Source organism: Nocardia sp. NPDC049935 (genome assembly GCF_055586645.1).
The window spans coordinates 1544886-1556007 of record NZ_JBVJHV010000001.1 but is presented as its reverse complement, the minus strand read 5'-3'; the positions used below and the strand labels follow the sequence as shown (position 1 = coordinate 1556007).

Here is an 11122-nt window from a genome sequence, read left to right as displayed (position 1 = left end):
TAGGTTGTCCCCATGTCGAACTTCACACCACGTTCGGTCCTGGTGACCGGCGGTAACCGGGGGATCGGTCTCGCGGTGGCCCAGCGTCTGCACGCCGACGGCCACAAGGTGGCGGTCACCCATCGCGGTTCGGGCGCCCCCGAGGGCCTGCTCGGGGTGAAATGCGATGTCACCGACAGCGAATCGGTGGATCAGGCCTTCGCCGAGGTCGAGGCCGCGCAGGGCCCGGTGGAGGTGCTGGTCGCCAATGCCGGTATCACCGACGACACCCTGCTCATGCGGATGACCGAAGACCAGTTCACCAAGGTCGTGGACGCCAACCTCGCCGGCGCCTTCCGCTGCGCCAAACGCGCCAACCGCGCCATGCTGCGGGCCCGGTGGGGCCGGATGATCTTCCTCGGTTCGGTGGTGGGCCTGGCCGGGCAGGCCGGGCAGATCAACTACGCCGCTTCCAAGGCGGGTGTGGTCGGACTGGCGCGCTCGATCACCCGCGAGCTCGGCTCGCGGTCGATCACCGCCAATGTCGTCGCGCCCGGGTTCATCGAAACCGATATGACCAAGGATCTGCCCGCGGAGATGCGGGAGATGGCGGAGAAGTTCATCCCGCTGCAGCGAGTCGGTAAGCCCGAGGACGTCGCGGCCGTGATCAGCTTCCTCGCCTCCGAGGATTCGGCCTATGTCTCCGGCGCGGTCATCCCCGTCGACGGCGGCATGGGCATGGGGCACTGACCGGCCCCGGTAACCGAGCACAGCGCGAAACAGCGCCGGCCGTTCCGGGAACGGCCGGCGCGCCGCCGGTACGGCGGACCACGACACCAGACTCCAGGGAGAACCGAGAACTCATGGGCGGATTGCTCGAAGGCAAGACGATCCTCGTCACCGGCATCATCACCGATGCCTCCATCGCGTTCCACGCGGCGGCGATCGCGCAGAAGGAAGGGGCCCGGGTGATCATCACCGGCCTCACCGAACGCCTGCGCCTGATCGACCGGATCGCCAAGCGGCTGCCGCAGGAAGTGCCTCCGGCGATCGGCCTGGACGTCACCAGCGCCGAGGATCTGGCGAAACTGCCCGACGCGCTGCGTGAGGTCGCACCCGAGGGTATCGACGGCGTCCTGCATTCGATCGCCTTCGCCCCGAAGACCCTCATGGGCCCCGACGCCCTGCCGTTCCTCGACGGTCCCGCCGGCGACGCCGCGAAATCGTTCGAGATCTCCGCCTGGAGTTACGCCGCACTGGCCCGGGCCGTGCTGCCGGTGATGAACGAGCGCGGGTCGATCGTCGGGATGGATTTCGATCCCCGCACCGCCATGCCGTACTACAACTGGATGGGTGTCGCCAAGGCCGCGCTGGAATCGGTGAACCGGTACGTGGCGCGGGAAGTCGGCTACGCCAAGAAGATCCGCTCCAATCTGATCGCCGCCGGGCCCGTCAAAACCCTCGCCGCCAAGGCGATCGCGGGTACGGCCACCGATGATGCCAAACAGCTCAAGCAGCTGGACACCTACTGGGACGGCGCCTCGCCCATCGGCTGGGACGGCGGGGCCGAGGTGGTCGGCAAGTCGATCGTCGCGCTGCTGTCGGACTGGCTGCCGGCCACCACCGGTTCGATCGTCTACGTCGACGGCGGCGCCAGCCACAACACCTGGTTCCCCGAGAACATGCCGTCGAACTGACCGATCCGGGAGGAGAACACCGTGGCCCGCGCGGCCGACGCACTGCTGCTGCTGTCCTTCGGCGGGCCCGAGGGTCCCGACGATGTGATGCCGTTCCTGGAGAACGTGACCCGCGGGCGCGGTGTGCCCCCGGAACGGCTCGCCGAGGTGGCGCAACACTATCTGCACTTCGGCGGTATCTCACCGATCAACGCGCTCAACCGCGACATCATCGCCGCGGTGGAGCGGGGCCTGGCCGCGGCCGGACTGGATCTTCCGGTCTACTTCGGTAACCGCAACTGGCATCCGCTGGCCGAGGACACCCTGGCCCGGATGACCGCCGACGGCATCGGTTCGGCGCTGGTGTTCCCGACCTCGGCCTGGGGCGGGTATTCCGGCTGCCGACAGTACGACGAGGATATCGTCCGGGCGCGTGCCGCCGTGGGCGAGAATGCGCCGGAGCTGGTGAAGATCCGGCAGTACTTCGATCATCCACTCCTGGTGGCGGCGTTCGCCGATGCCGTGCGGGCAGCGGCCGCGACGGTCCCGGCCGAGCGTCGCGACAGCACCCGGCTGGTGTTCACGGCGCATTCGGTGCCGGTGGCGGCGGATGCCGCGGCCGGGCCCCCGGCCGACGGCGGCGGGCTCTACAGCCGCCAGGTCGCGGAATCGGCCCGGTTGTGCGCGGCCGCGGCCGGATTCACCGATTACGACGTGGTCTGGCAGTCGCGGTCCGGGCCGCCCCGGATCCCGTGGCTCGAACCCGATATCGTCGATCATCTGGAAACCCTGCCGGACAAGGGTTTCGATGCCGTGATCGTCTGCCCAGTGGGTTTCGTCTCCGACCATCTCGAGGTCATCTGGGATCTGGACAACGAGGCCGCGGTCAAGGCCGCGGAACTCGGTATGTCGTTCGCCCGGGCGGCCACACCGGGGACCGATCCGCGGTTCGCCGAGATGGTGGTGGAGCTGATCGGAGAGCAGGTGCGCGGTGTCCCGGCCCGCAGCCTCGGCGCGGTCCCGGGATACGGGTGCACGATCGACGGCGCGCCCTGCGCGGTCGACTGCTGTGCGCCGGTGCGGCGGCCGGCCACCGCGTAACCGCGGCCGGTACCGGTCCGGCGGGTCCGGAGATCAGCTCACGCGGGGCGCCGCGGTCTGCACGGCGATGAGCCGGGCGGCGCGAATCGCGTCCCACAGCGGTCGTAGCAGCGATTCGTGCGCGGTGGCCGCGGAGGCCGAGGTGGGCGCCGAGGCGGGCTCGCGCTGCGCCACCGTCAGGATCGCCGCGACATGGTCGGCGGTATCGAGGATGCGTTTGGCGCGCAACGGCACGCATTCGGGGTAGGTGTGGCGGGAGTAGTCCGCCAGCTCGGCCTCGATGAGTTCGCGGGGGTCCGCGTCACCGGCGCCGAGTCCGGTGGTGTGCAGCCGCATGAGCGCGTCGGCGGCATCACGCACGGCTTCGCGCATGGCGTATTCGGCCTCGCCCAGAGACATATCGGGCCCCGCGGCCCGGGGCATCGGCACCCCGTAGACCGTCCACTGGAGGGTGTCCTCGTCGGTGCGGTAGGGGATGAGGCCGGTGCCGTCCGTGCCCGGTACCCCGATGAGAATTCCCTCTTCCGCCTCGACGGCGTCGGTGGCGAACGCGGTACCCACCGGGAGCCCGCGCACATCACCGGGTACCGGAAGCACCAGCCGCAGTTCGGCACCGGGTACCGCCAGCGCCTCGCGAATCATCTTGAGCAACGGCATCACCGCGGTGCCCGGGGGGCCGCCGAGGGCGGACCAGGGCAGATCGGTACGTCCACCGGTGATCGGGTCACCGGCGGCGAGGGTGTGCCGGGGTGCCCACGCGTGCAGCGCCTCGAGGACGTCATCGGGCGCGCTGCGACCAGCGAGCCACGAACCGGCCCACAGCGCGAGGGTGGCACTGGGAGAGCACATAATCATCGAGCATAAAGGGTGTCGGCAACCGGCGGGCAGCGTCTGCGGAGGTCGTTTCCGCCGGTTAGAATGGCTCGCCCGGTTCGGTCACGAAATCGATCAAACGCTCCACCGCGCCCAGCAGCGGGGCCTCCAGATCCCGGAACGATTCCACCGCCCCGTACACCCGGCGCCAGCCGTCCTGCGGTGTGCCCCAGCCGAGTTGCCGGCAGACACCGGTTTTCCAGTCCTCGCCGCGCGGCACCCGCGGCCACTGCGCGATTCCCAGCGTGGCGGGTTTCACCGCCTGCCACACATCCACATAGGGATGCCCGGTGACGAGCACATGGTCGCCGAGCCCGGTGGTGAGATGTGTCTCCTTGGAACCCGCGACCAGATGATCGACCAGAACGCCGACCCGCCGCCCCGGGCCGGGCTCGAACTCGGCGAGCCGGGCGGCGAGATTGTCGAGACCTTCCAGATGTTCCACCACCACCCCCTCGACCCGCAGATCGTGGCCCCAGACACGTTCCACCAGCGCGGCGTCGTGCACGCCTTCGACCCAGATCCGGCTGGGCGCGGCGACTTTCGCGCGCAGGCCCTCGACGCGGGTGGATCCGGACGCCGAGCGGGCGGGCCGGCTCGGCGGCGCCACCTTCGGCCGCACCAGGGTCACCGGTCGGCCGTCGATGAGGAAGGCCGCTTCGCGCAGCGCGAACAGCCGCACCGTGCCGCGCGCGTCGGCCAGTTTCACGAAATCACCGTCGTAGGTCCGGTCGAACCCGACCACCGCACCGCAGAAACCGCTGGCCGCGTCCTCGACCACGAGATCGGTCTCCGCGGTGACCCGGGGAACGGTGCGCCGGGCGGTACGCGGATGGCCGGAGAAGATATCGCCGTATCGATCGCTCACCGGGCCGAACGTAGCGCACTCGCCCCGGTCGGCGCCGGTATCGGCGCCCGGGTGTCGCCGGAGTGGCCCGCACGCGCACCGGCGGCGCACTAGGCTGGGCTACGTGGCCGCAATTGTCTGGTTGGTCGCCGGTGTAGCGCTGGCGGCGACCGAGGTGTTCGTCGGTGAACTGACCCTGCTGATGCTGGGCTCGGCGGCGTTGCTCACCGCGGGGGTGAGCTTCGTGGCCGGTACCCCGGTCGTCGTGGACGCGGTGGTGTTCGCCGTGACGGCCGTGGTGCTGATGCTGGGAGTCCGGCCGGTTCTGTTGCGGCGCTTCGGTACTCCGCCGCCCACTCTCACCAATGTGGACGCGCTCACCGGTAAGACCGCGGTGGTGCTCGAGCCGGTGGGTGAGCACGACGGCCGGGTGAAATTGGGCGGGGAGGTGTGGTCGGCCCGCGCGCTCGACCCCGCCGAGCAATACCCCGAGGGTACGACCGTGTACGTGATGAAGATCGACGGCGCGACCGCTGTCGTCTGGAAAGGGCCGTGATGGCTGCATTGATCGTCGTCATCGCACTGGTGCTGCTGGCGGCAGTGGTGGTGTTCAAGTCGATCGCGCTGATCCCGCAAGCGGAGGCGGCGGTGATCGAGCGACTCGGACGCTATTCCCGGACAGTCTCGGGACAGCTGACGTTCCTGGTGCCGTTCGTCGACCGGATCCGCGCCAAGGTGGACCTGCGTGAACGCGTGGTCTCCTTCCCGCCGCAGCCGGTGATCACCCAGGACAACCTCACACTGCAGATCGACTCGGTGGTGTACTTCCAGGTGATGCAGCCGCAGTCGGCGGTCTACGAGATCTCCAACTACATCGCGGCCGTCGAACAGCTCACCGTCACCACACTGCGCAATGTGGTCGGCGGGATGACGCTGGAGGAGACGCTGACCTCGCGCGACCAGATCAACAACCAGCTGCGCGGGGTGCTCGACGAGGCGACCGGACGCTGGGGTCTGCGGGTGGCCCGGGTGGAGCTGAAATCCATCGATCCGCCGCCGTCGATCCAGGAGTCGATGGAGAAGCAGATGAAGGCGGACCGGGAGAAGCGCGCCATGATCCTCACCGCCGAGGGCACCCGCGAATCGCAGATCAAAACCGCCGAGGGCGCCAAACAGGCGCAGATCCTGTCGGCCGAGGGCGCGAAACAGTCGGCGATCCTGTCGGCCGAGGGCGAACGCCAGAGTCGTATCCTGCGCGCCCAGGGTGAGCGGGCCGCCTCCTATCTGCAGGCGCAGGGGCAGGCCAAGGCCATCGAGAAGGTTTTCGCCGCCATCAAATCCGGTAAGCCCACCCCGGAACTGCTGGCCTATCAGTACATGCAGACGCTGCCGATGGTGGCCCGCGGCGACGCGAACAAGGTGTGGCTGGTGCCCAGCGATTTCGGCAAGGCGCTGGAGGGATTCGCGAAGAATTTCGCCACCCGGGGCGAGGACGGTGTCTTCCGGTACGAGCCGCCGGCCGACGACGAGACCCCCGGCAAACCCGAGGACGATTCCGACGAGGTCGCCGACTGGTTCGACACCAGTACCGATCCCGCCGTGGAACGCGCTGTACGGGCGGCGGAATCGGTGGCCCGCACCCCGGTGGACACCGCCGCGCCGGTCACCACGGCGAAACCGGCCTCCGGCCCGGCGGAGCTGTCGCCGCGGCAGGCCGCCCCGGGACCGGAGGCCGCGCCCCGGCAGCCCGATCCGGCTCCGGACCGGCCCCAGCAGCCGCCGCACCAGCAGGGCTGAGCGGCCCGCGGCAGCGGGTTTTCCCGATCGTCGCGCGTCCCCGGCGCGTCTGGTACATAATCGAAACCCTCTGCTGGACATGAGTATCGGGGCACGGTGACGACACGTCGCACGGTTTTGGGGGCGCTGGCCGGCGTGCCGCTGCTGGCCGCCTGCTCGCCGGGGGTTCTGCTCGGTGACGGCGGCGCCGTACGGATCGCCGTCTCCTGGAGCGGGCTCGAACTGTCGGCGTTCCGGGCGGTACTCGGTACCGTCGGGGAACCTGTCGACGTGGTGCCGCTGGGCGACGAGATCGGTACGGCTCTCACGGCCCGTGGCCGCTCGGCTCCGGAGATCGTCATGCTGCCGCAGGCCGGGCAGGTCCGGGAGTCGGCGGCGGCGGGGCGGCTCCGGGAGGTGCCCGGACGGCTGTGGTCGGATCCGCGTGGACCGCGCTACGCCGAATACTGGCGGCAACTGTGCTTCGCCGGTGACCGGCCGTACGGCGTGCCGTTCAAGGCGAGTGGTAAATCCCTGGTCTGGTACGACCGGGAAGCGATCGGCGCGACCGGGCTGGGCGATCCCGCCACCTGGACGGTGCGCGACTGGCTCGACGGTGTCCGGGAACTCGCGGGAGCGCCCCGCCGGCTGCTCGCCCTCGGCGCCGCCGACGGCTGGGTGCTCACCGACCTCTTCGAGAACCTGCTGCTGGCCGAATCCCCGGCGGCGTACCGGGGACTGGGCGACGGACCGCGGGACTGGGACGTACCCGCGGCCCACGCGACCTTCGCGCGGCTCGGCGGGCTCTGGGGGATCCGGTCCGGGCTGCCGGGCGGCGTGGGAACGGCACTGACCCGTCAGTTCGCCGACGCGGTCCGGGATGTGTTCGAGCATCGGCGGGCGCTCGCGGTGGCGGCCCCGGACTTCGCCGAGCCGGTGGTCCGGGACGCCTTGCGCCGGAGCGGTCGCGGTGCGGAAAGCGTGGCCGTGATTCCCTTTCCCGTCGCGGCCCCCGGCGGGGAGCATCCGCGCATCGCCGGAGGCGATGTGATGGTGCTGACCCGGTCGGCGGGCCCGCGGGCCGAGGCGGTGGTCGCCGCGCTCGCCGCCGACAGAGCGCCGCTGCCGTGGATCGAGCGGTCCGGCGGGTTCCTCGGCCCCGCTCTGCACACCCGCGCCGAGTATTCGCCGTGGTCGGCGACGGCGGCCGCGACAGTGTCCGGGCGACCGGATTTCGATTTGTCCGACCGGATCGGCGCGGTCGGTGGCCGGGACGGATTGTGGCGGGTGCTCACCGAATTCCTGATCACCGTGGGAGACCGGGGCGGCGATGTCGCTGCCGCGACCGCGACGGCCGTCGCGGCACTGGGCCGGTTCGAACGGGGGTGGAGATGAGTACGGCGCCGGCGGAATACGAAGCGCATGGGTTGAAGATCGAATTACCCCTCGCCCGGATGCGGGGACCTCTGGTTCCCGGCCGGCCCCCGGCACGCGGAATCACGGTGGTCGCGTGCCTGCCCGCGCTGTTGCTGCTTGCCCTGCTGGTGGTTCCGTCCGCGGCGACGGTGATTTTCGCGATGCGGACCAGCCTCTGGCCGGTGGTGGGATGTCTGGTGGCGGGGGCGGCGTTCGTGGCCGCACTGGAGGTGGCCCGCCGGAACAAGGCCGGGAGCCTGTGGATCCTGCCCGCGCTGGTCGGAGTGAGCGCACTGGGCGCGCTCTGCTGGTCGGATGCCTCGTACGCGCGCAGCCTCGGATGGATGGTGTTCGCGGCGGCCCTGTTGATCGCGGCGATGCTGCTGGCCTGGTGGAGCCGGGGCAGCCGGGGTCTGTGGCTGCCGCTGATCGTGCCGTTCGGTATCTCGGCGGTGGTCTCCGGGGTGGCGTTCCGGCTGATCTTCCAATTCTCCGGAGCCCGCTTGGGTTTCGACGCCTTCCCGGGGTACCGGGCCTGGTTCGTGGCGATGCTCGGGTCGGCCTTCCTCTGGACCTGGCTGGGCTTCCTGATCGGGGTGTTCCGGGCGGGTATCCGGTCCCTGGAACGTGATCCGGTGCGTTGGACCCTGCTCCAGCAGAAACCCGGCGCCGTACTGTTCTGGCGGCTGTTCACGTTGCAGCGGCCGATCGTCCTGGTGGCCGGGCTGGTGGTGGGAGTCGCCGCGGCGCGGGTGTTCGATGTGGTGCTGATCGGAGTCCCGGGCTCGGTGCAGTATCAGGTGGACAGTGCCACTGTGTCCTGGTGGCGGCTGGCCACCGATCCCGCGACGGCCGGCGATGCCGCCGTGTACGCCCTGCCGCTGGCTGTGCTGGTCGCCGTGGTCGCCTGGGCGCTGCAAACCGATATCCGGGATCGCCGTGCCGGGTTCCCGGCCAGCGAGCACCCCGGTGACGGCCGGCCCGGAACGGCCGACGTAGGGATGGCCGGCCGGGCTCGGGCGCTGGTCATCGGTGTGCTGTCGGTAGCGGCGGTGATACCGCTGGTGGTGCTCGTGGTGGTGGCCCTGCGAGGCCCGGACGGCTGGGCGGTGTCCGCCTTCACCGACGTCTGGCGCAACCGATGGCTCTGGCACTCCCTCGAGGCGAGCTTCTGGGTGGCGCTGCTGGCGACGATCATCGTGGTGGCCGCCGCGGCGCCACTGGCCTATCGGCTGGCCGTGGCACCCGGAAAGTGGCCCGCGAAGGCCACCGTGATAGCGCTCGTGGTCCTCGCGGTACTGCCGGTGCAGGCCTATCTGGGCCCGTTGGACATATTCATCGATGATCACGGGCTCTCCGGTACCCGGGTGCCGCTGGTGCTGGTCCATGCCGCCGCGGGACTGCCCATCGCGGTGCTGATCCTGCGTGGCGCGGTGGTGGCGCCGCCGAAGAGCCCGGCCGCCGATACGCTCCGTGGCTTGGCGACGCCGGGCACGATCAGCCGCCGCCTGCTGGGCTCGGCCGCGCCCGCCGTGGTGGCCGTGGCGGTGCTCGAATTCATCCAGGTCTGGAACGATTTCATCGTCGGGCTGCTGATCAGTGGCGCCGGGGCGTCACCGTGGTCCCTGCTGCTCTGGGGCGAGGCCCGCCAGTTCGGCGAGAACGCCGCGCAATTGGCGGCCGGATCGCTCATCGCGGCGTTGCTGCCGGTCGCGCTGGTGCTGGCGACCTGGCGGCGCTGGATCGTTCCCGGACTGACCGGCGGGGTACTGCGATGAGCGAGCTACCCCGGGTACCGGGAGTTCTCGGCGGATTGTCGGTGGTGGCATCGGCGCTGCTGCTGGAACTGGGCCGCAATCTGGTGATGAACTCGTTCGGCGAAGGCGCGGAAGTGCAGGTGCTGGCTTCCGGGCTGCGCTGGCTGGCAGTGCTGGTGATCGGTCTGGCCGGTATGTACACCGTGTACCGGCTCGCTGTGGTTCGCCAGTCGGATCTCCGCCTGGCCCGGCGCCGGAGTCTGCTCGACGGCCTGGACGGCGCCCCGGTCGCCGGGCCGGTGCGGGCGCGAGCGATCGTCTCCCCACCCGGTGATGACGGAGACCTGGACGATGACGAGGTCGCGGCCGCGCTGCGAGAACTACCGCTGTTCGATTACGACGCCGCCACGGTGCACGCGATCTTGACCGCGGTCGGGATGGAACAGTCCCTCGTTTCGCAGTCGGCGGGCGACGAGTCCGTCGTGCCGGAGCAGTCGTCGGCGGCCACGGTCCTGCTGGCTCGATTGACGAACGACGGGGTACTGGTGTGCGACAGCCGGCTGCGTTACCGGCTCGCCCGCGCGCCTCGGGAGCGGGACCGCGACGGCGTCCTCGGCAGTGCTGTCTGGCATGCGGCGCTGTTCGCGCTGGTGTCCCATACGGCGGACCGGGCGACGGGGTGGGCCGCCGGGTTGGGGACACCGCGCCACGCCCTGGGCGCGAGGAACTGGTTCGCCGTGGAGGTGGATTGGTTGCGCAAACTCGTCGCGGAGTGCTGTGGACCGGATTACAAAGGACCGGATAACAAAACCGTTGTTCCACCGGCCACCGCCGCTCAGCTGGTCCGGATCGGGGACGCTCTCGATATCTGGTACGCGCACTGCCCGGGAGGCGATCAGGAGACCGTATCGGTGGCGGTGGATCTGAGGGCGCTGGGTTCCACGGTGCTCGGAGGCCATGACAAAGCGATGGATCTACGCGCGGGCGAACTCGACGGCTCCATACCCCGCCGAATGCCGCCATGGCGGCGTATGACCGGTGTCAGTGCCCGCGCCGCACACGCCGAGGCCCTGAAGCTGTTGAGAACCGCCGTGACCCCGCTCGACACGGCGGCGGCAGTGGAGGGGCTGCGGTCGGCGTGGTGGCGGTTGCCGCGCGAGGATTCGGCGAATCAGGTTCGGGTGCTGACCGATCTCGCGGTCGCGCATCTGCGGCAGGGACGAGTGGACGCGGCGCAGGACCGCCTGGAGCTGGCGGCACTGCGCGCCCGCGAGGACGAGGACAGCGAGGCGAGGGCGCGCGTGGACGAACTCGGCGCGGCGGTGCACTGGACCCGGGGCGAACCGAGGGCGGCGTTGCGCTGCTGGCAGCGTGCCCTCACGACGTACCGTGATCTGGCCGATGACACCGGTATCGCCCGTACCCTGCAGCATCTCGGCGCCGCTGCGCTGAAGGTGCCGGAGCACGCGGATCTTCTGCTCGGCGGGGCGGAGACGCCGGCCGAAACGGAGGTTTTCGACTATGCGCACAGCTGGCTGGCCGAGGCCGTCCGCCGTGACTCCGGTGCGGCGTACGCGGCGCACTACTGCGCCGAGGCGGCGTCGGTACGTCACGATGCCGCGGCTCCCGCGATGGAGCGGTGGCCGCTGGAGGTCCGTGATCCGGCGGAGCGGGATTCCGCGTAACCCGCAACCGGT

The 11122-nt window shown here is 70.3% G+C and carries 10 protein-coding genes; 8 read left to right on the top strand and 2 right to left on the bottom strand.

What is annotated here, in order from left to right; translation table 11 throughout:
- Nucleotides 1-12: 12 nt before the first annotated feature.
- The 3 genes from fabG1 (at nucleotide 13) to ACZ6SF_RS07115 (ending at nucleotide 2756) form a co-directional block, all read left to right on the top strand.
- Nucleotides 13-729, top strand: coding sequence for a 3-oxoacyl-ACP reductase FabG1 (gene fabG1, locus ACZ6SF_RS07125; protein ID WP_466061059.1), 717 nt, complete (start codon nucleotides 13-15; stop codon nucleotides 727-729).
- 113 nt (nucleotides 730-842) lie between these two features.
- On the top strand, nucleotides 843-1676 hold the full coding sequence (gene inhA / locus ACZ6SF_RS07120) for an NADH-dependent enoyl-ACP reductase InhA (protein ID WP_466061058.1): 834 nt from the start codon (nucleotides 843-845) through the stop codon (nucleotides 1674-1676).
- A gap of 21 nt (nucleotides 1677-1697) precedes the next feature.
- Nucleotides 1698-2756 carry a ferrochelatase gene (locus ACZ6SF_RS07115; protein WP_466061057.1) on the top strand — a complete coding sequence of 353 codons (1059 nt, stop codon included), beginning with the start codon at nucleotides 1698-1700 and terminating at the stop codon, nucleotides 2754-2756.
- Nucleotides 2757-2789: 33 nt separating this feature from the next.
- Here the strand turns inward: ACZ6SF_RS07115 and ACZ6SF_RS07110 are convergent, their stop codons facing one another.
- Both ACZ6SF_RS07110 and ACZ6SF_RS07105 read right to left on the bottom strand, forming a co-directional pair.
- A complete protein-coding gene (locus ACZ6SF_RS07110; RefSeq protein ID WP_466061056.1) occupies nucleotides 2790-3605 on the bottom strand; it encodes a hypothetical protein in 816 nt (271 codons plus the stop codon).
- Nucleotides 3606-3669: 64 nt separating this feature from the next.
- Nucleotides 3670-4497, bottom strand: coding sequence for a DUF3097 domain-containing protein (locus ACZ6SF_RS07105; protein WP_466061055.1), 828 nt, complete (start codon nucleotides 4495-4497; stop codon nucleotides 3670-3672).
- 103 nt (nucleotides 4498-4600) lie between these two features.
- On the opposite strand from ACZ6SF_RS07105, the gene ACZ6SF_RS07100 reads away from it, so the two are divergent.
- The 5 genes from ACZ6SF_RS07100 (at nucleotide 4601) to ACZ6SF_RS07080 (ending at nucleotide 11110) form a co-directional block, all read left to right on the top strand.
- Nucleotides 4601-5032 carry an NfeD family protein gene (locus tag ACZ6SF_RS07100; RefSeq protein WP_466061054.1) on the top strand — a complete coding sequence of 144 codons (432 nt, stop codon included), beginning with the start codon at nucleotides 4601-4603 and terminating at the stop codon, nucleotides 5030-5032.
- Nucleotides 5032-6273: an SPFH domain-containing protein gene (locus ACZ6SF_RS07095; protein ID WP_466061053.1), complete on the top strand. Its 1242-nt coding sequence runs from the start codon at nucleotides 5032-5034 to the stop codon at nucleotides 6271-6273. The genes ACZ6SF_RS07100 and ACZ6SF_RS07095 overlap by 1 nt, the downstream gene beginning before the upstream one ends.
- Before the next feature lie 96 nt (nucleotides 6274-6369).
- On the top strand, nucleotides 6370-7647 hold the full coding sequence (locus ACZ6SF_RS07090) for an ABC transporter substrate-binding protein (RefSeq protein WP_466061052.1): 1278 nt from the start codon (nucleotides 6370-6372) through the stop codon (nucleotides 7645-7647).
- Complete coding sequence (locus tag ACZ6SF_RS07085; protein WP_466061051.1) at nucleotides 7644-9446, top strand: ABC transporter permease family protein; 1803 nt, start codon at nucleotides 7644-7646, stop codon at nucleotides 9444-9446. The genes ACZ6SF_RS07090 and ACZ6SF_RS07085 overlap by 4 nt, the downstream gene beginning before the upstream one ends.
- On the top strand, nucleotides 9443-11110 hold the full coding sequence (locus tag ACZ6SF_RS07080; RefSeq protein WP_466061050.1) for a tetratricopeptide repeat protein: 1668 nt from the start codon (nucleotides 9443-9445) through the stop codon (nucleotides 11108-11110). The genes ACZ6SF_RS07085 and ACZ6SF_RS07080 overlap by 4 nt, the downstream gene beginning before the upstream one ends.
- The last annotated feature ends 12 nt before the right edge of the window (nucleotides 11111-11122 follow it).

What these genes read in the sequence shown, in the direction of transcription:
- fabG1 (WP_466061059.1), top strand. Translation starts at nt 13, where the DNA reads ATGTCGAACTTCACACCACGTTCGGTCCTGGTGACCGGCGGTAACCGG.
- inhA (WP_466061058.1), top strand. Translation starts at nt 843, where the DNA reads ATGGGCGGATTGCTCGAAGGCAAGACGATCCTCGTCACCGGCATCATC.
- ACZ6SF_RS07110 (WP_466061056.1), bottom strand. Translation starts at nt 3,605, where the DNA reads ATGTGCTCTCCCAGTGCCACCCTCGCGCTGTGGGCCGGTTCGTGGCTC.
- ACZ6SF_RS07095 (WP_466061053.1), top strand. Translation starts at nt 5,032, where the DNA reads ATGGCTGCATTGATCGTCGTCATCGCACTGGTGCTGCTGGCGGCAGTG.
- ACZ6SF_RS07085 (WP_466061051.1), top strand. Translation starts at nt 7,644, where the DNA reads ATGAGTACGGCGCCGGCGGAATACGAAGCGCATGGGTTGAAGATCGAA.
- ACZ6SF_RS07080 (WP_466061050.1), top strand. Translation starts at nt 9,443, where the DNA reads ATGAGCGAGCTACCCCGGGTACCGGGAGTTCTCGGCGGATTGTCGGTG.